Source organism: Campylobacter concisus (genome assembly GCF_015229965.1).
Classification (GTDB): Bacteria; Campylobacterota; Campylobacteria; order Campylobacterales; family Campylobacteraceae; genus Campylobacter_A; species Campylobacter_A concisus_BD.
In genome coordinates this window covers 19,122-38,790 of sequence record NZ_JAAKZB010000021.1, presented here as the reverse complement: position 1 = coordinate 38,790, position 19,669 = coordinate 19,122, and the positions used below count along the sequence as shown (strand labels likewise).

Here is a 19,669-nt window from a genome sequence, read left to right as displayed (position 1 = left end):
ATCTTTCAAAGATAGAAAATCTATTTTTACAGACAAAGAAATTTTTAATAAAAATAATGTGGCATTTCTAATTAGAAATTTTGTAGAAAAAGGTGATGCTAGCGACAAAGATTTTGATGAAAAGATAAAAGAGCAGCTAAAAGATGCTAGTGATGATGAGATAGACCTTATGGCTAATATCATTTGGCTTTGGAGATTGCCACCCAAGACAGCAGATAGAAAAAGTAGTGTTGCATTTTTTCTAAAGAATTTTAATAAAGAAGAATTGATGAACGGAGATCCTAATTCGTTTTTAGGAAATTTCGTTGGATTCGCGACAGCTGGTACTTACTATAATATCAATAAAGCATTTGAGCTTGCCTATATAATAAGATTTTTAGAAAAGTATTTAGAAATAGGTGGAACAGAGAAAGAAATAGACATCCTAAAAAAAGAGCTTGGAAATAGTATCAAGATAAATGAAAAAGAAAAAACAGCTTCGATGTATAATGCCCTGCTTCATCTTTTTAAGCCAGAAGATTATATGCCGATAATCAGCAACGCCCACAAGGAAGCTATTGTAGCTACCTTTGAGAGCAAATACTGCAAAACAGATACTGGCGATGATGCTGATGATATTGATAAGAAATTAAAAAAGATAAAAGATAGACTTGAAAATGATTTGAAGGGCAAGATAGAATTGAAAGAAAAAAACATCTTTTATGATGATAGTGTGAGAAATATGTGGAGTGGCGGCATAGACTTTGAGTCTAAAAATATCATACTTTACGGTGCTCCGGGAACTGGCAAAACATATCAAACAAAACAAACCATAGAAGCTAGAAAACTGATAGAGGAAAATCATGAATATAAAATAGTTCAGTTTCATCCAAGCTACAGCTACGAAGACTTCATGGATGGCGTAAAGCCAGTTGGCATAGAAAATGGAGCGATGAAATTTGAGTTAAAAAACGGTGTATTTAAGCAGATGTGCATTGACGCTTTTAAAGACTTAGAAAAAAACAAAGAGAAAGCCAAGAAATATTATTTCGTAGCTGATGAGATAAATAGGGCTGAGCTTTCAAGAGTTTTTGGCGAACTACTTTTGTGTCTAGAAGAAGATAAAAGATTAAGGCTTGGCGAGGATGGCAAACCGCAAGGCATGCTAGTAAAAACAGCAAATTCATCACTTTGGGACAACGAAAAACACGCTGTTTATGTAGATAAAGAAACAGGCGAAGGCTACTTTGGAGTACCTGAAAATTTATACTTCATCGGTACAATGAATGACATAGATAAAAGCATAGATAGCTTTGATATGGCACTTAGAAGAAGATTTGTCTGGAAAAGGTATAGATGTGATTATGATGTAATAGCTAAGCATTTTGATAAAATAAGCGAAGATAGACTTGAACCATATATAGAATTTTGCAAAGATATAAATGAGTATATAACTAGCGAGAAAGGATTGGGGCTGGATGACAGCTATGAGCTTGGACATTCATACTTTCTAAAACCAAAGAAATTAACTAAGATCGAGATAAGCAAGCTCTGGGAAGGACATATAAGCCCGCTTTTAAAAGAGTACTTAAGAACTCAGTATAGCGGTAAAGACATAGAAATTCGTTTGAATGACATGAAAACAAAGCTGATTGATACATATGGCAATAAAAATAAGTGATAATTTTTTCGGTAATTATGAGCAAGATAAAAAACTAGCAAAGAATAGAGAGAAAGAATTTATCCTAACTCTAAGCGACTATGTGGCAAAAGGCGGTAAATTTCTCTCTTTTTTGCCAGACTCTCAGGGCAAAGATGACGAGCTTATTATTAGCACAAGGATGCAAGATGATGGGCTTTACGTACAAACTGGAAATTTCATAGGAAGCTTTAGCCATAACGGCATAGATATAGAGATAAACTCTAGATTTTCAAATAAATTTCTAGAGCGGATGCTAAATTTTGCAAATGATATTTATATAGACGACGTATCGCTTGGCAAATCCATAGATGCTAAGGAAAATTTGTCAAAGATCATCATCTACTACCTCTTTATACAAACGCTAGAGCGTGCATTTTTGCTAGGACTGCCTAAAGGGTATAAAGACAAAAGCTACCACGAGGCAAAGGTTATGGGCAAGGTAGATGTGGCTAAATTTATAAAAACCGATATCTCATTTGGCGGTAAAATATCTAGCACAAATAGAGAGAGGCAAGATATAGGCGATATAGTTTTGGTTTTGTATAAAGCACTAAAAATAGTACAAAAAGAGGCTAAAGAGTTGATAAAACCAGTCGTAAATGCCCTAAACTATCTATGTGAGATAAGAGAATCAAGACTCGTAACGCCCAGTGTCGTGCACAATGCCTTAAATTCAAAATCTCTACATAACCCAATCTACGCTCCATATAAAAAAGTCTTAGAATACGCAAGTCTTATCATAGAAAATGAAAAAGCCGGCATAAAAGGCACTGGAAGGCAAAATTTAGGTTTTATAGTAAATGTAGCTGAGCTGTTTGAAATTTATATGCGTAAGCTTTTACAAAAAGAGTTTAAGGACTGGAGTGTAACTAGTCCAAAAATAGAGCTTTATAAAGATAAATTTTTTGCAAGAAAGATCATACCAGATATAGTTATAGGTAGTGGCGATAAGGTGCTTGTGTTTGATACCAAATATAAACGCATGAATATGCAAGGTAAGGATCAATACGGACTAGGCGACGTTGATAGAAATGACTTTTTTCAGATAAATACCTATATGAGCTACTATCAAAACCAAGGCAAAAACGTAATAGCTGGCGGTCTTTTATATCCTATGGATAAATTTAGTAGGGATGGTTGCCATAGCCACTCTTGGTTTGATAATTTAAATACCAAATTTATAGTAGATGGCATAGAGCTTGCAAATTTAAGCGAATTTAGCATAGAAGAGATCAAAATCAAAGAAAATGAACTTATCTCTAGAATAAAAGAGTATATTTACTAGATTGTCTATCTTGTGCCAGTATTGTAGCTTATGCCAATACAAAAATATAGTAAATTAGCCACCAATATAACTATTGCAGGGATTTTCATCCCTGCTTTTAGTACAGCAAAATTTCACCTATCTCAAGCTTTTGCACTAGACTAGCACGATCTTATATTGTAGAGGTTCATTTTTACTATAAAATGTTATTTATTTAAGAACTTAATTAATTCATCTTTAAAATGGTCATCATGATACTCTTTATATGTATAATCATAATTTAATATAAAATGCACATTACAAATGTGCGCATCTACTACTGCTGCGTCAGAAGTCGGTTTTTTAGTGTAGGCTTCAATATCTATATTTGTAGGTAAAAAGTTTTGATATGAAAATTCACTTCTAGTAAGAACACATTCCTCATTTAGATATTCATTACAAAATTCTAAAAACTTAGCTCCTAGTTCATCTGCTAGCTCTCTTTGTGTGCTAGCTAAATCTACAAACTGCTCAATTATAGGAGCGGTTTTAACAACTTTTTTCTTTGACATTTTTTCTCCTTTGTTTTAATTGTTTTTTGTCAAGATATCTTTGTGACATGTGAAATTATAACAAGCAAAATGGACAAGAAATGTCTATATTTGAAAATTTGAATTAAAAATTTAATATTTTTTATCTTGCTTTAAATTTCATAGTACTCATCCCAGCAAAGCGCCATATCAACAGAACCTATGCGCAGTATGTCTTTGATCTTATTGATATGTGTGTTATTGTTAAAAGCTGCAAATAGATAGCAAAAATATGCCTTACTATCAAAATAGACAGAGCTACCAAAATATTCATTGCAGTTTTGCGTCCAGCGGCTCTTTTTCTTGCTCATTTCGCCAGGGATGATAGGCTCATTGATGATAGCTAAGAAATTGTCGTCATTTTCATCAAAATCTAGATCGTCTTCGCGCAAATAAAAGACCAAACGAAATTCCATAGCATAGTCTTCGATCAACCCACCCTCAACCCTTGCTTTTAGTCTGTTTTCAAGCATTTTTGCATCTCTTATTAGGATATCTTGGTAGCCAGCTAGCGCTTTATTTATCTTTTCTATCTGCTCCCACTGCTCCTTGTTGGCATCAGAGATATACTCTTCTCTCTTGCTACACTCTAGCCTTTCTAGGCAAAGATCTATAGGCGTATAGTCGTACCATGAGCGAAGCTTACCATCCATCCTGTCGATAGTTAAAATTTCATCCCAGCTAAGATCCGTATGGTCGTATAAGCAGTGGTAAAACCAGCAGTGCCACTCGTCAGACATCTCATGTGTGGGCCAGTTTCTAAATTCGTTTTGATTTTCCGTATAAAAGTAGTCATCTATGTGATTTATGAACTCCTCATATCGCATAAGAAGTTTATCTTTTGAGTAAAAAGAGAGCAATAGCCCACAAAAATGATCATATGCCTCTTTTATATCTTTTGCAGAGAGGCCTATCTGCTTTGCACGTGGCACGACACGGCGCTCAAGGTCATAGAGCCTTTCGTTTATGCTATTTAGCTTTCGCCTTTGCTCTTTTGTAAATTTTCCCATTTTTGTCCTTTAAAATTTAATCACTGCCACCTGCTCGGCGATCTCTTTATCCATAAAATTTCCGTTTGTATCAAGCGAGTAATTTTTGCCTAGAAAATAGAGCTTAAAGCCAGTTATAGCTCCAAAAATAGGCAGAGTTTTCGTTTTTTGATAGTAGTTTTTAGTGACATTTGAGATAACTTTTAGCTGCTCATCTAATGCTTTAAAACAAAGCTCATCTAAAAACGGCGTTAGGCTGATATACCTTAGGTGTTGCGCCATAGCAAGGGCAAATATAGGCTCACTCTTGCGCTTAAAATCCGTATCTATATAGATATATGAGCCTCTAAATTTTACTCGCTCGTTGTAGAGTTTTTGCACCTCGCCAAGCTCTGCGTCTATGTTAAGAGCAAAGTGCTTGCTAAGGGCTAGGATGAGCGTTTCTGAGCTATGTGCCCAGTCAAAGTGCCCCTTTGTGATAAACTCATCAAGGCTCTTTGCCGCCTCTAAATTTGCAAGTGCTCTTGCGAAATTTTGCTCTCTAACGTAGCCAAGCGCCTTTGAGAGTGCTTTTTTGTCGCTATTTTGTGTGAGAATTTTAAGTTGCTCGTAGATCATTGATTATCCTTTTTTGATTTTTATCGCCGATACATTTTTTGCGATTTGTGAAATTATAGCGACTAGAATGGACAAAAAATGTCTAGAAATTTATTAGTAAAATTTCACAAAAACTATCAAATTTAGGAGCAAATATGCAGCCAACTATCCTACTTTCCGCGCTTTTGGCAAAGCACCACACCAAAACAGCCAAAAGCTTGTGTCAGATATTTGACAAACACGGGGTTAAATACGAGTTTTTAGAGACTAAAGACATTTGGATGAGAGACTTTATGCCGATTTTGCTTGATGATGGGCGTCTCATCTCGTACGACTACGATCCAGACTACCTAAAAGATGAAAAATATAGCCATCTAAGAACAAAGATCCAACCATTAAAAGAACATATAAATTTAGTCCTAGATGGTGGAAATTTCGTAAGGCTTGGAGGCAAAGCCATCATGACTGATAAAATTTTTAGAGAAAATCCACTGAAGACAAAAACCGAGATAGCTGAAATTATAAAGCAAAAATGTGCGCTAAATGAGCTCATTATCATACCAAGACAGCCTTACGATATGCTAGGACACAGCGACGCCATGGTTAGGTGGATAGATGAAGATAGCGTGCTGATAAATGACTTTTCAAATGAGAGCAAAAGCTTTAATGATAGGCTTATAAAAGCCCTTAAAAAGAGTGGTTTGGATGTGAAATTTATGAGGTATAAAGATGGATTTTTCACTAAAAAGAGAGACTGGGGCGCTTACTTAAATTTTATTAAAATTAAGGATATTTTAATAGTTCCAATATATGGCATAGATGATGACGATGTTGCGTTGGAGCAGATCAAGAAAATTTATAGTGGCTACAAAGTAGAGACGATAAATTTAAGCGAGATCATAGAGCTTGGTGGAGCGCTACACTGCATAACGGCGGAGAAATTTGGGCGGTAGAGTTACCGCCTTAATTATTTCTCTATATCTAGCTCCATGCTTGTATCAAATTTAGTGTTCCAAATTTCTGGGTCTGGCACGTCTTTTATTTCTTCTTCGCTATACCCAATAGCCTTCAGTCTTTCATTCCAAGTCTTTCTAATACCTTCAGCAATAGGCTTAAATTCTTCTGGTGAAAACTCATCGGTTTTTGCGTTATTACACCAGTAACAAGCCATGCAACAATTATCTTTGCTATACTCCAAATTTGGCAGCTTCCTATCTATTTCTAGCGTATATCCGCGCGTATCGCTTCTTTTGTTATTTAGCTTGCCGTTTTTGCCAAGCTCTTCGATCTGAGCTAGGCTTATGCCGCAATATGAGCAAGTTGTTTTGCCAAGCATCTTATTAAATTCTTCTTCAGGAAAATTTATCTGAAACTCTTTTTCATATTCTTTTTCTAATTCTTCTAAAATTTTTGAGAATTCTTTAGATTTTTGAACAAAATATTGTCTTTGCTCGATCACCATGATGTTTAGCTCTTTGCCCTTATGCTTTATTTTGCTTTCATCGCTGTTTAGCTCTAGTTGGTAGTATCTGCTACTGTATAAATTTGCCACTTCATTACTGATTTTAAAATCATTAAAATCCTTTTTTATAGTCTCAATATTACTTTCAATATAGTAATCCTTGTATTCTTTTTCATCCAAGTTATCCAAAGAAAAAGCCTTGTCGAATAAAAATAGCTGAACTTTCGTTTTAAAGCTATCTTCCATCTTAGTTTTATATTTTTTTGTCATCTTCTCTCCTTCATAAAATTTTCACTATTTTACCAAAAGAGAGCGGACACAAAAATGTCTGATCAACTCACTACAATTACCCAAATTTCTTTAAAAGGATCAAAATGCAAGAGAAGATAGATAGGATCAAAAAGATCATCGCAGAGGCCGATGCGGTCATCATCACAGCAGGTGCTGGCATGGGTGTGGATAGTGGATTGCCTGATTTTAGGGGAGATGTAGGATTTTGGAGGGCGTATCCACTTATCCACTTTTAAGGGATAAAAATTTAAGCTTTGAAGATATGGCAAATCCGCAGTGGTTTTTAGATGATCCAAGGCTAGCATGGGCATTTTATGGTCACAGGCTAAATTTATACAAAAACACAGAGCCTCACGAAGGCTTTAGGCTGCTTTTAGATCTTGTAAAAAGTAAAAACGAAAACTACTTTGTCTATACTTCAAATGTCGATGGTCACTTTCAAAAAGCCGGCTTTTGCGAGGAGAAAATTTACGAGTGCCACGGCTCTATCCACTACTCTCAGTGCATCCACAAGCGTGATGGCGCTATATGGCAAACTTGTAGCGATATAAAAGTAGATGAAGAGAAATTTATAGCTTTAGATATGCCAGTTTTCCCAGAGTGTGGCTGTGTGAGCCGCCCAAATATCGTGATGTTTTACGACTGGATGGTAAATACAAGGCGCATAAACGAGCAGTATAGAAGATATGAAGCGTGGCTGGAGCAAAACAAAGATAGCCGCTTTGTGCTCATAGAGCTGGGCGCTGGGCTTGCGGTGCCAACAATTAGAAATTTTGGTGAGAAATTTATCAAGCGCTCCAAAAAAGCAACTCTTATCCGCATAAACCCACGAGATAACTACATCTCGCAGTATTTCGGCATAAGTCTAAAATGTGGCGCGTTAGATGGTCTTAGGCAGATATTATGCTAGAAAAGACATCCTCTAGTCCTAATTTGGATATAATCCCCAAACTAGGAGGCCAAATGAAACCCATCATAACCAAACAAGAAAACAGCAAATTTGAACGTATAAATACGATAGCCCTAAAGCTAAGAGAGAGACCGCACACGATAAAAGAGCTAACAGCCATGCTTGGAGTGACCTCAAAGACCATCCAGCGCGACCTTTACGACACGCTAAGAGAGTATGGTGCTGTCAAAAAGGGGCACTACTGGAGCCTAAACGACGAGGATGCGAGCGACGGGCTAGACGGCGATGATAGAGTGGTGTTAAATATCCTTGATAACGTGGCAAAAAACATGGGCTCAAATTTTTACAGCAAGGCTCACGTGCTTCTAGAGCAAATTTCTCAGCAGCTAAACCACCCGATACTAACAAATATCAACAACGAAAAGCTAAGCGAGGATGACCTTGTAAATTTTCAAACGCTTGAGGATGCTATAAGAGAAAAAGCGGAGATAACATGCACGTATAACGGCTTTGAGTTTCGCGTAAAACCGCTAAAGCTAGCACTTTTTGAGGGGTTTTGGTATCTGCTCTTGCTTGATAGCAAAAAGGGTAATAAATTTAAGAAATTTCACCTAAAAAGCATAAAAGATATAAAGCGTAGTGGGGATAAATTTGAGTTAAGTAGCGAGCTAGATGAGCGTGTAAAGGCGATGAACTCAGCATGGGCAAATTTAGAAGCCCCAAAAATAGCAAGACTACTACTAGCACCAGAAGTGGCGAAATACTTTGAGCGAAAACCACACGCAAAGCAACGCATAACTGGTCAAGATAACGACGGCTCAGTCGAGATAGAGATAGAATTTACGCATATAATGGAGATAAAACCGCTCATATACTACTACCTGCCATTTATCAAGGTGCTTGAGCCAAAGGAGCTGGCTGACGAGGTCAAAAAAGATGTCAGCGAGTACTTAAAAGAGATAAATTTCTGATCAAAGAGGCGCTATGAGCAGCAATGATAAAGAAGCGCTAGAGCTTATTAGATACTATAAAAAGAGCTGGTCGCTACTACAAAAATTTGATGATGGCTCGCTTGGTCTTTGCAAAAGCGATGTAGGCGAAAATTTCATCCTTGGATATAGTGAAGCGCTAATGGCAGTGGGTGAGCTAAAAAGAGAGCTTATGAAAAAGGGCGAGGCGTCAGATATCTTTGGCGTTCAAAAGGCAGATGAATTTAAGGGGATAATAAAAAATATCTATCAGACATTTGGCGGACGTGATCTTTTAGCAAGCCCACAAGAAAAAGCGGCAAATTTGATCTACTACATCATCAAAGACCATCCTTTTAGCGACGGCAACAAACGCATCGGATCATTTATGTTCATATTGTTTTTGTCAAAATGCAAACTGCTTTTTAAAAGTAACGGCGAGCACAGGATGAGCGACAATGCCCTTGTTGCACTTGCATTATTTGTAGCGCAAAGTGAGCCAAAGCAAAAAGATATGGTGGTAAATTTGATCACAAATTTGCTCGGGGATTAAAGGCTGATAGATACAAATGAGCGGCTTAAAACTTTTTCACGCTAGCGATCTGCACTTTGGCACTGGCTATTTTGACTATATTTTAGCCCTTCAAGACAAATTTGACATCTTTTGTTTTAGTGGCGATTTTCTATACAAAGAGAGCGCGCAAGAAAAAGAGCAAACCTCCTTGTGGCTAAAAAGCTTTAAAAAGCCTGTATTTATATGTTCTGGCAACCATGATATGCCGTCCTCTTGGCTAAATTCCATAAATGGCATATACTCTGATGGTGCTATAAAAACTATAAATGGCGTTAAATTTGGTTGCGTGCCATACTTGTGCGATGATCTGCTTGAATTTGCAGAGTGTGATATCTTACTGACCCACGTTCCCCCAGTAAAGACAAGTACGAGCATCAGCAAAAAGGGCAAAGATCATGGAGATATAGAGCTTGCAAGGCTTATAAAAAACAACCTTTTAAATGCAAAAATCATCCTTTGTGGGCATATCCACGAGCCAAAATCTCACACGGACGTTTTAAACGGAGTTAAAATTTATAACTCTGCAAGTAGCGGTGCGAAAGAGCCATTTTATCAAGTGATAGAGCTATAGCTCTCTATCATTTTGGCTACCTCTTGATGCTCATAGGGCGTCATTTCTATATCTAAAATTTGCAAGCATATCTCTTTTATAAATTCGCTCTCACAGCCAAAGTCGTTTTTTAGATTTTGCAGTATAAATTTAGCCTCAGTAACGACATCATACGCATTATTTAATGCCTTAACAGCTTGCCTGTAGAAATCTTTTGACATTTCTGTGCAGCTGTATTTAGTGAAATTAGCATTATTTACGTAATCATAGCTTGTTTTTGCCTGCGCCAAAAAAGAAAACTCATCATACTCTTGCCAAAGTTCTTGTTCGCTCATTTTTGCTCCTATATTTTTGTTATAAATAAAAATATGGACAAAATTTGTCTATAAAATATCCCAAAAGCAGACATTTTTATGTCTTTAACTCTTGCTAATATTCTCTTAAATTTTTAGGAGGTAAAAAAATGGTCTGCACCAAACAAGAAAAAGAGCTTTTGATAGCTTTTGATCAAAAGCTTCTTGAGATACAGCGTGAGATGACAGCAGAGTATCTGAGTATTAAGGAGCTTTTTAAGGCAAATTTTGACCATGATCAAAACATGATAGATACTGTCTGTGAGGTTAGTTTTTATATGAAAGACTACGAGGAGGAAATTCTCTCTGTTGAGTTACAGGACTTTTACTTTGAAGACGGTGATGATCTTAGCGGTATAGAACTATGCTGTGATGGTAAATTACAGGGCTTTGACTGCTCGATCATACTCACCAAGATGCATAGCGCCTCAATAACTATAGAAGAAATTTTATCTATTGATGATATATGTTGGCATTTTGAGCCACAGCTATACTACAAAAAGGAAAAAATAAGTGCTGCGCTCAACGAGAAGCTCATTTGGATGCCTATTGTAAGCTCTGATAACTACAACATATATCTGCCAAAGGGCGTTAGAGAGGCAGGCACCTTTAAAGACTTTGACAATATGTATATTCGTAACAGTTTTTTGACCTCTTGGTTTGATTTTGAATATAAAATTTTGCCAAAAAGTTATAAAAATTTTATCACCCGTTTTAGACAAACGCCAACTCAAAGCTTTATAGATCTAGATAGTTTTCACAGCAAGGAGTATTTATCAAAGCTATATAAAGACTATGAATTTGCTCAGCAAACAACTGGGCTTATGATATCAAAATATGTACCGCTAAACATGATCGCAAGGGGTATTTTAGACGCATATAAAGCGATGTGTGAAGGGACTTTACACGCGTGCAAACTAGCGCTTGAGCTAGGCTTTGCCATAAACGCTCGTGGTGGCTTTGAATACTCCACTAAAAACTCTGGTGCAGTAAGAGCCCCATATAACGACATAGCGCTAAGCGTTATAAAGCTTCATAAAGATAGGCCAGATCTTAAAATTTTATATGTAAATTTTGGCAATAAAAAAAGCGAAGGCGTCTTTGAACTAGCGAAAGATGATAAAAGCCTTTGGGTCTATGAGATCTACTCAGGATGTGATAGATTTTTTAGAGATATATTTCCTAATCTAGATAACGTCTATTGTGACTCCATCTTGCCAAATACCACAAAAGAGCAATATCTACAAAATATAAAAGATGGGCTCAGCAAAGTTATAAGCAATATAAAGCCAGATCTCATCATCTATAGTTCGGATGTGTCTATGAGGTTTGGATATTTTGCAGTAGATGTAAATTTACTAATCGAGCGTGATGCGGTCGTGACTGCTTTGGCAAGAGATAACAAAACGCCTCTTTGTGTTTGCATTAGCTCAGATCCCTTTCAAGATACACGTCATAAGGAGATGGTGCCTTTTTACAAAAGGCTTATAGAAGATATGCTCTGCGTTATCGTACAAAAGAGAAGTGAAAAATAGCCGAATTTGATGGCGTAATGCTTGGCAGAGACTTAGAAAATGTCCTGCCTAGCAAACTTGCGCTTATGAATGATGAAATTTTGGCATTTTGTTTGATCTAAAATTTAGCGAAAATAGACTATTTTGTTTTGAAAAGGTAGATATACAAAAGTAAGTCAAAACCGTGTTGTTATCTCATAAATTTTAGCACAAATATCAACTCGCTTGATCTAACTAAAATTGTAAAAACTTTTCTAAATTTTATAAAAAAGTTTTAATGGCGGCACGGATGTGCAGCCAGCCTTAAGGCACGCCATGAGCTCATAAAAAGTGATGAAAATTTCAAAATGCAGACATGCTAGTGATAAGCAACTTTGAGTTTGCAAAGATAAATTTATCAAAGGGTGATGTAGAAGGAGCGAGATTTTACGGGCTAAATGTGGGCTTTGAAAAGGCAAAGGATGAGTTTTTGATGAGATTAGACTATGAGCAAATTTAAGCCTAGATCTCTAGGCTTAAGCTTAAAACCCAACTCTTCTTTCGTTTTCTATCTTTTTATATCTGATCTCGTCGTTTAGGCGATTTGCAAATTCGCTCGCATCTGCTACCGGACTAAATTTATTTGCTCTTAGCACAGCTGCAAAGTCTCCAGGCGTTAAAAAGGCGCATGAGCCAACAAGTTTTAGATCGCTACTGCTAGCCTTTATCCCTAAAATTTCACACTCTTTTTTAAAAAGACTAAGTGCTTGCTCGCTTTTTAGATAGCTAAATTCTATCTTCATATCAAAACGCCTCATACTCGCGCTATCAAGCCTGTCAAGCAAATTTGTCGTAGCGATAAATATGCCCTCAAAGTTCTCCATCTGCACTAGCATCTCATTTACCTGACTTATCTCCCAGTTTCTAACCGCGTTATTTCTATCTTGCAAAAAGGTATCGACCTCATCAAAAACAAGCACAGCGCCTTTTTCTCTAGCTTCTTTAAAAGCCTGAGCTATATTTTTCTCTGTTTCACCGATATATTGGTTTATTAGATCGCTCGATTTTTTTAGAACAAGTGGCTTGTTTAGCGACTTTGCTATGTATTTAGCGTAGGCACTTTTGCCAGTGCCAGCTGCGCCGTATATACATATCCTAGCGTTACAGCTCTCTTTTATGCCACAAGCAAGTTTGTTAAGATCGGTGTTTGCGTTTATAAACTCCACATTGTAGCTTTGTGGCAAAGATAGACCTTGATCGGCGATTTTCTCTTTGTCATGTCCTTGCGACTTTAGAGTGTTGTCTATCACCATTTCAAACGCCTTTTGCTTGTCAAATTTATCTAAACTTAACGCCACTTTGGCTGCCTTTTGTATGACAGCTGGCGAGAGAGAAGTGTAGCCCAAAAGCCTTTTTATGCTCTCATTTGTGCTAAGGCCGTTTGAGTATTTTTCTATTATCCTTTTGCGTGTTTTTTCATCTGGGATAGGTAAATTTATGGCTATATCAAAGCGTCTTAAGACAGCCTCGTCCATATCTTGCACCTTATTTGTTATCCATATAGTCGCTATTTTATTGTTTTCAAGGGCTCGATTTATCGCAGCCTTGTTTATCATGATGCCATTATCTAGGCTAAATATATCCTCAGCCTCGTCATACATCAATAAAATATTATTAGAAAAGATATTTTGCACCGCCGTGTAGGCGAGATATCTCTTTGTAGCCCTTTTGTCGTTTTCAAATTTATTATAAGCCACTTCAAAAAGCTCAAGTCCGATCTCTTTTGCCACTAGCTTTGCAAATTCTGTTTTGCCAGTGCCAGCAGGTCCGTAAAGCAAGATATTTATCCCATGCCTTTTTGTGCTAATGGCATTTTTAAGATACTCAAGCGTAAGAGATAGCTCGTCCTTTATGTGCTCAAAGTCACAGCTCTTTAGATCGCCCTTGCCACAAGGCACTACGCTTTTTGAGAAAATTTTGCTTATATAGTTTTTGGTATCAAACATCTCAAAAGCAAAGTCATCATTTAAAAAGCTATATTTAGCAAGAAAATTAATTTTATATCTCTCCATTACGAGTAGCCCTGAGCTTAGCAATTTCGCATCATATTTTAGTGCGTTATTTACAGCGCGTTGCGGTAAATTTAAGATAGTGGCGATCATTTTATTAAAATCTCTATTGTTTATATCTGCTATCTTGCCGATAGTGTTTTCAAGCGTATTTGAGTTTGATACGACGATCAAAAAGCCTAAAATTTGCTTTTGCGTCTCATCCAAATTTAACTTTTCGCTAAGCATTTGTAAATTTTTATCTAGCAAAGCAGGAAATTTTGGCAAATTTTTTAAGATATCATCATGCCTTTTCTTTAGCTCTTTTAAGAAATTTGACATGCCGCCTATCGCTTTTATCTGCTCCTCGCCATAGCCAAGACCCTCTATAGCCCTATCAGCTGTATGTCCATTTACTTTGTCAAACAGCCCGTAATAAAGCACTGCACGCAACAGATAAAATGTAACAAGTCTGTCAAAATTTCTCATCTCATTTCCTTTTTTATTTTGAGATGATACTTAGCTTTTTGGACTTTTGTATGTCTTATTTTGTAAAATTTTGGTCTTAAATTTGAGATTTTAGTGGCAAGAGCCACTAAAATTAGGGGTTAGTTTTGTTTTAGGCTAGAAATTTTTTCATCATACTCCGATATAAAATCTTTAATATTTTTTAATAAAATGTTTTCAAAACCTCCTGCTACGATACTTTTACAAATATCACCACCACTAATTTCCTTACTTTCAATCCAAAAATCATCTGAGTTCTTTGTATTATCTATTTTTGATAGGTCTATTGTTTTATCTTTCTTGACAAAACCCATGATCGGTTTTGTTAGATTTGCACCAGTAAATTCTATTGCAAAGTTAAACAACTTCCAGTTTTCACTTTCTATTTTAATAGGTTGGCAATATTTATTTGAAGCTACTTCTTCTCCGCCAACTTTGTAAGAATTTTCTTCTGGATAGATTTTTTCTAATTCTTTGGATAAATTTTTAAAAAATTCATTTATTATCTCTTTTCTAACTTCTTGATGGTTATTTACTATATCCAATACTGCAGCATAATTCTCTTTAAAAACTTCTACTAAATTTGCTTTTTCCATCTTATCTATCCTTTTGTATCTATTGTAAATCATCTCTATCACATCCTTGTATTGTGATAAAAATACATTTAGGTCAGTTATATTTGACACCTCATTTTTGCACTTATCTATCCAGTTTGAAATTTCATCTTCGTAGCTAATGACTTTAAAATTTATAGTAGAACCTTTTTTTACTAGCTTTGTTTCGTCTTGATTTGTCTTATAATCACCTAGGCTATATTCTTTTGGCAGATCACCATCTGGGTGCAGATATAAAACATATATATCCTCATCTTCAGCATCTTTATTTTGAATAATAGTCTCAATATATCTTGCTATCTGCGTAGGTTGGTCTTTTGCATATACTTTATTTTCTAAGATGATATGCTTCTTGCCGTCGCTTATGTAGATATCTATATGCTTAAACTCTTTAAAAACGGTCGCCCTGCTCGTATCTATACTAAAGTCATCTATGCCGCACGTCTCTAAAAATAGCTTTAGAAATAGATCGCCCTTGTAGTGATCACCGTTTGGATCAAGTAGCGAAGCTATGAAATTTGAGTGCAAATTTACTTCATCGCTAAAACCATGAAACAAAGTAAAGATATTATAGTCGTGCTTGCCCATGGCTCTTTGCCTGTCTGCCTCGGCCTTTGCCGTCATATAGCCTTTGCTCATATCTGCAAAAAGCTTTTCAAAGTGCTCTTTCTTTGACTTTATCTCCATCCTCTCTCCTTTTAGAATTTGATATCTACATCGTCTATTTTTTAGTATTTTATAGTAGCTTTTATATCAATGATCCGCTCATCGACATAGTCTAGATCATCAGAGATGATCGCATTAAATTTACACTCATCACAAAGCGTATCTCTTATTTGCTCCAAGCAAAGCTTGATCACAGCATCAAGTGGCATATCTTTAGAAATTTTAAAATTTATCTCTGTGCCCTTTGCATTTTCAAGTAGCGCCAAGAGCTTATCAGATATGCTTTGACTAAGCGCGTATATGTCCTGCTTTGCCCTAAATATAGCCATGTGCTTCGACTCGCCACTATCATTTTTATACCAAGTTTCAAAGATGCTGGTGTGCTCCATTTTCTCTCCTGCTATAAAATTTGATTTAGCGCTTCTAGACCACCAAGCTTTATACTGACGCCAAGCTGTGGGTTTAAGCTACTATCTGTTGGATTTATGCGAATAAGCGTCGCATTTTTAAAGCGTTTTACCAGCGCCTCGCCGTGCTTTCTGATGGTTGGCACCGCTAGGCCTGCGCCTATTTCTATTATGGCTATTTTTGAGTTTTCATTTTCACTTAGCCACGCTTCATATCTTTTGCGCTGCGCCCAGGTTCTTTTTGGATTAAACTCGTGATCGTAAAACATCATGATATTTGGGCGGCTCACGCATCCACACTCAGGGCAAACTGGCATCTTTGTGGCGATAAATTTCTCCTCATCTACTAGGGCGCTACTCTCATCCATCTTCCATATCGACCCATCGTCGTCGTGGATACACTGAGCGTAATGAATGGAGCCATGAACTTCGTAAATTTTATCCTTGTTAAATCCAGCCTTGGCAAAGTGTCCATCAACGTTTGAGGTGCAGATGAAGTAGTTTTCATTTTTCTGCGCGCAAAGTTCTCTAAGCATAGTAAAACCAGCATGAGGCTCAGTTTTGTTATAAAGCTTTAGTCTGTGGCCGTAAAATGCCCAAGCCAGTTTTGGATCATCAAAAAACCACTGCGGATTTGCTATATCGGTAAAGCCTAGATCCTTATCTTTTAGCGGCGGATATGCCTTCCAAAAGCCCTGATCTCCACGAAAATCAGGCAATCCACTATCCACACCCATGCCAGCACCTGCTGTGATGACTATGGCGTCTGCGTTTTTAATGATCTCTTTTGCTTGAAGTATTGCTTCTTGCAATGACTTAAATTTATCTGTGTCCATGTTGCCTCCTATGGCTTTAAATGCTTTTGGCATTATAGCCGGCAAAGCAGACACTTTTTTGTCTATTTTGCTACTTCACGCAGTTTTTCTAAAACCTTAACCATCGCTAACGTGTCTAGTTTGCAGTATGCCAAAAGTGCCTTTTTGTAGGCCTCGCACTCATCAGCTGGCATATACGCCATAGCCTCATAGACCTGCATTGCTTCGCCACCATGGTGGATCAAATTTAGATCCTTATATGCCGACTCAAACTCGGGTACGAGCGCTGGCAGGACGTATTTTATAGAGTAGCTGCCCTGCATTTTTGGGTGGTAGTAGCTCTTGCTCGCAAATGGTGCCATTAGGTCCTTTATATTGTCGTGGATCGCCATAAGCTCATTTGAAATTTGAGGGTAGTTTAGAGCTAGCTGCCTTATCACTCTTTTTTCAAAGCTCATGTTATAGGCTAGCACGCAGGCATCTTGTGGGATAAATTTGATCAAATTTAGCGCTAGCTCATATCTAGGATCGGCTCCGACCTCAGCCAAGAACTCAAAATGCTCTAAATTTCTTTTGCCATCATCTTTATGGATAGAAAACTGAAAAGGTATCTGCTCATACGGACTAAGCCCTATAAACTCGGGCACGGCTTGCTGAAATGTCTCAAAGTCAAGATGGTAGAGCGGATAGCTAAGTGTATCTAGAAATTCTTTGATAGCCTCTTTGTCAATAATCTGCTCCCCAGAGAGCTCGGAGCGGATTTGGATCTGCTGAGAGGCATTAAATTTATCTAGCTCTTTGATATCTTCAAATTTAACCACACCACTTTTATAAAGCTCAAATTTCTTATCGCTTCTTAACCTAGATATGTTAAAGACGCTATACTCTGGTATGCCTCGCTGCTTGCGCCAGCAGTACTCCCAAGCGTCGCAATTATAAGGGTCTGAGCAGTGAGGGCCGATATCAATATCTGGCTCAACGTCTTTGCTAAGAATTTCATCAAATTTACTTAAAATTTGAGGGATATCTGTTTGTTTTTGCTTTACTTGCTCAGTCACGTCTTCGGTGTGAAAAAACTTATCAAGCTCGAGTTTCTCGCCTCTTACATAGTTACTATCTATGTGGATGATATTTACGGCACTTACCTTGTAGCCAAGCGAGCTAATGACGTAGTACTGGATGCTTGCATCATCGATATAGACCTCTTTTACCGAGGTTGAGCTCTTTACTTCGTTGATAATAAAGCCATCCTTACCGACGCGAAGGATATCAACCATAACAAGGATGCCATCAAAGCAAAAAGTGGCCTCGTAGATGATCTTTGTGCCACGCCCCATAAGCTCTTTTGTTTTTGCCATTTGCGAACTAAAGTTGCCAGTATACTCTATCCTCTCGCCACCTCTAAAAAGCTCACAGGCTAGCTCGCCTACCGATGTACCGGTATCAAATACCGCTTGCACGCCGTCATCTGGTGCTTGCAAAACCTCAGGCTTTTTCTTTTTAAGCCACAAGCTCTTTTCACATTGAAGACCACGGATGTAGAGGGATTTAGATAGTGCCATTGTTTATGCCTTGAAAATTTGTTTTATTTTTATATATCGTCAAAAAGGTCTTTATTTTAATGTCCTTTTTGTGAGATCATAGCAGCATAATAGGAATAAATTTTGTCCATTTTTTACTTTAAAATTCATCCAAAAAAGGAGTGGTGATGAAGAAGATCAAACAGATAAAAGAGCTATTTGAAGCTGGCAAAGAGAAGCAAGCAAAGGATATGTTAGGTCACTTGCTAAATGATGCACCAAATCAATGCTTTGTATGCACAAGATGGATATACCGCACGATGTGTGGTAGGCCTGAAGACGGCATAGCTGGTGCTGCTGCTGTATTTAAGCTCATGCAAAAGAATAAAAGCGCTGAGTTATTTGGGCAAGTATATGAACTAGAGGATGATCTTTTTTCACATATAGGCTTTCACAAATGGGCTCGCGAAGCTTTCAAAAAACTAATAAAAGCTACCACAACAAAAGAAGAATTTTTCGTTGTGGCGAATGAGGCAGAAAGATATATCAAAAGCGAGATAAAACCGCTCTCATACTACAAAGAGATCGCGGATCAAATTTCAAAAAGCGAAGCAGTGAAGATAATCCCACTAAAAAGCAAATGCTACTTCGTAAAACTCGAGCACAAGCTACATAGCTACGCTATAAGAGCTTCTATGAGAAGCTGGCAAACTTACGTCATCTGTAAAAATGCAAAGATAAAATTTGAGTGGTTTTTAAGACCTGATGCTGAATTTAACACCTACAATGACTGTAGTGTAGAAGAAAATATATGCTTAGATAAGATATCAGACGAATTTGGACTTTGGGATAACGAAATTTACTTTGAAACAGATACGCTAATATGCATAAAAATAGCAGAAATTTTTTATGAAAATGGAGTTATCGACAAGGCAAAGATAATGCTACTTCAGGCTCTAAGTGTGGCTTATTATAAAGGGGTATTTATAAAAAATGTCATAACAACTTTAAAAAGCGCGGCACAAAAATTTAGCAGTGATGGAAAATTTATAAGAGAGATCTTAAAACGCGCGATAAGCTTTAGATATGAGCATCTTGAGCGAAAGGAGCTAAGGCTAGCGTTAAAAGAGCTTCAGTGCTTTGACTACTGGGCTGAAGATATAGACTACGAAAAAGAGTATAGTGATCTTGATCCGCTCGATTATTGTTAGGGTGGAGGGCTTATAAAAGGTGAGATTTGTAAAGAAATGGTGGTTGGAGGTTAGTACTAGTTTTTAAAGTTTAAATTTAGCCAAGTACTTTAATAAAATATAGAATTAATAATTGGCTTTATTTTTAATAAATTCATTGATATCTTTGAATATTTTTTACTCTACAAACAAATAATGTTA

Annotated in this window: 19 protein-coding genes and 1 pseudogene; 10 read left to right on the top strand and 10 right to left on the bottom strand. The window is 37.0% G+C overall.

Features of this window, described 5'->3' with window-relative positions; all coding sequences use genetic code 11:
* Both G6W43_RS08665 and G6W43_RS08660 read left to right on the top strand, forming a co-directional pair.
* Window positions 1–1,660 (top strand): McrB family protein (locus G6W43_RS08665; protein ID WP_194169611.1); only part of this gene is annotated, 1,660 nt, incomplete at its 5' end.
* Entirely contained in the window at window positions 1,641–2,966 is a 1,326-nt protein-coding gene (locus G6W43_RS08660; protein WP_194169610.1) for an McrC family protein, read from the top strand. The genes G6W43_RS08665 and G6W43_RS08660, both read left to right, overlap by 20 nt.
* Before the next feature lie 185 nt (window positions 2,967–3,151).
* Here G6W43_RS08660 and G6W43_RS08655 read toward each other — a convergent pair whose 3' ends face one another.
* From G6W43_RS08655 to G6W43_RS08645, 3 genes are all read right to left on the bottom strand, one after another.
* Window positions 3,152–3,496 (bottom strand): hypothetical protein, encoded by a 345-nt coding sequence (locus G6W43_RS08655; protein WP_021089894.1) that lies wholly within the window; start codon window positions 3,494–3,496, stop codon window positions 3,152–3,154.
* Between the two features lie 131 nt (window positions 3,497–3,627).
* Window positions 3,628–4,524, bottom strand: coding sequence for a hypothetical protein (locus tag G6W43_RS08650; protein ID WP_194169609.1), 897 nt, complete (start codon window positions 4,522–4,524; stop codon window positions 3,628–3,630).
* 9 nt (window positions 4,525–4,533) lie between these two features.
* The gene (locus tag G6W43_RS08645; RefSeq protein WP_194169608.1) at window positions 4,534–5,121 is read right to left on the bottom strand and encodes a hypothetical protein; all 588 of its coding nucleotides are present in this window, start codon (window positions 5,119–5,121) and stop codon (window positions 4,534–4,536) included.
* Window positions 5,122–5,255: 134 nt separating this feature from the next.
* Between G6W43_RS08645 and G6W43_RS08640 the strand changes: the two genes are divergently transcribed.
* The gene (locus G6W43_RS08640; RefSeq protein ID WP_194169607.1) at window positions 5,256–6,053 is read left to right on the top strand and encodes an agmatine deiminase family protein; all 798 of its coding nucleotides are present in this window, start codon (window positions 5,256–5,258) and stop codon (window positions 6,051–6,053) included.
* Between the two features lie 14 nt (window positions 6,054–6,067).
* On the opposite strand, the gene G6W43_RS08635 is transcribed toward G6W43_RS08640, so the two are convergent.
* Window positions 6,068–6,832: a hypothetical protein gene (locus tag G6W43_RS08635; protein WP_194169606.1), complete on the bottom strand. Its 765-nt coding sequence runs from the start codon at window positions 6,830–6,832 to the stop codon at window positions 6,068–6,070.
* Between the two features lie 104 nt (window positions 6,833–6,936).
* Here G6W43_RS08635 and G6W43_RS08630 point away from each other — a divergent pair.
* The 4 genes and pseudogenes from G6W43_RS08630 to G6W43_RS08615 all read left to right on the top strand — a co-directional run bounded on the left by G6W43_RS08630 (window position 6,937) and on the right by G6W43_RS08615 (window position 9,876).
* Window positions 6,937–7,763 (top strand): annotated as a pseudogene (locus tag G6W43_RS08630) (SIR2 family NAD-dependent protein deacylase).
* 53 nt (window positions 7,764–7,816) lie between these two features.
* The gene (locus G6W43_RS08625) at window positions 7,817–8,734 is read left to right on the top strand and encodes a helix-turn-helix transcriptional regulator (protein ID WP_149711972.1); all 918 of its coding nucleotides are present in this window, start codon (window positions 7,817–7,819) and stop codon (window positions 8,732–8,734) included.
* A gap of 13 nt (window positions 8,735–8,747) precedes the next feature.
* Window positions 8,748–9,284 (top strand): type II toxin-antitoxin system death-on-curing family toxin, encoded by a 537-nt coding sequence (locus tag G6W43_RS08620; protein ID WP_021093360.1) that lies wholly within the window; start codon window positions 8,748–8,750, stop codon window positions 9,282–9,284.
* A gap of 16 nt (window positions 9,285–9,300) precedes the next feature.
* A complete protein-coding gene (locus G6W43_RS08615) occupies window positions 9,301–9,876 on the top strand; it encodes a metallophosphoesterase family protein (RefSeq protein ID WP_021093383.1) in 576 nt (191 codons plus the stop codon).
* Here the strand turns inward: G6W43_RS08615 and G6W43_RS08610 are convergent.
* Window positions 9,858–10,190, bottom strand: a complete 333-nt coding sequence (locus tag G6W43_RS08610) for a hypothetical protein (RefSeq protein WP_194169605.1) — start codon at window positions 10,188–10,190, stop codon at window positions 9,858–9,860. The two genes, G6W43_RS08615 and G6W43_RS08610, sit on opposite strands and share 19 nt — an antisense overlap.
* A 128-nt stretch (window positions 10,191–10,318) precedes the next feature.
* Here G6W43_RS08610 and G6W43_RS08605 point away from each other — a divergent pair, with 128 nt between their 5' ends.
* Together G6W43_RS08605 and G6W43_RS08600 are read left to right on the top strand one after the other, a co-directional pair.
* Complete coding sequence (locus G6W43_RS08605) at window positions 10,319–11,743, top strand: hypothetical protein (protein WP_194169604.1); 1,425 nt, start codon at window positions 10,319–10,321, stop codon at window positions 11,741–11,743.
* A gap of 340 nt (window positions 11,744–12,083) precedes the next feature.
* Entirely contained in the window at window positions 12,084–12,221 is a 138-nt protein-coding gene (locus G6W43_RS08600; protein ID WP_194169603.1) for a hypothetical protein, read from the top strand.
* 22 nt (window positions 12,222–12,243) lie between these two features.
* Here the strand turns inward: G6W43_RS08600 and G6W43_RS08595 are convergent, their stop codons facing one another.
* From G6W43_RS08595 to G6W43_RS08575, 5 genes are all read right to left on the bottom strand, one after another.
* Entirely contained in the window at window positions 12,244–14,238 is a 1,995-nt protein-coding gene (locus tag G6W43_RS08595; RefSeq protein WP_149711968.1) for an AAA family ATPase, read from the bottom strand.
* A 119-nt stretch (window positions 14,239–14,357) separates the two neighbouring features.
* Window positions 14,358–15,557 (bottom strand): PD-(D/E)XK nuclease family protein, encoded by a 1,200-nt coding sequence (locus G6W43_RS08590; RefSeq protein ID WP_149711967.1) that lies wholly within the window; start codon window positions 15,555–15,557, stop codon window positions 14,358–14,360.
* Between the two features lie 41 nt (window positions 15,558–15,598).
* Window positions 15,599–15,925 (bottom strand): hypothetical protein, encoded by a 327-nt coding sequence (locus G6W43_RS08585; RefSeq protein WP_149711966.1) that lies wholly within the window; start codon window positions 15,923–15,925, stop codon window positions 15,599–15,601.
* A gap of 11 nt (window positions 15,926–15,936) precedes the next feature.
* Window positions 15,937–16,779: an SIR2 family NAD-dependent protein deacylase gene (locus G6W43_RS08580; protein WP_232527106.1), complete on the bottom strand. Its 843-nt coding sequence runs from the start codon at window positions 16,777–16,779 to the stop codon at window positions 15,937–15,939.
* 62 nt (window positions 16,780–16,841) lie between these two features.
* Entirely contained in the window at window positions 16,842–18,320 is a 1,479-nt protein-coding gene (locus G6W43_RS08575) for a DUF2779 domain-containing protein (RefSeq protein WP_149711965.1), read from the bottom strand.
* A gap of 146 nt (window positions 18,321–18,466) precedes the next feature.
* Between G6W43_RS08575 and G6W43_RS08570 the strand changes: the two genes are divergently transcribed.
* Entirely contained in the window at window positions 18,467–19,489 is a 1,023-nt protein-coding gene (locus tag G6W43_RS08570) for a hypothetical protein (RefSeq protein WP_149711964.1), read from the top strand.
* Window positions 19,490–19,669 lie beyond the last annotated feature (180 nt).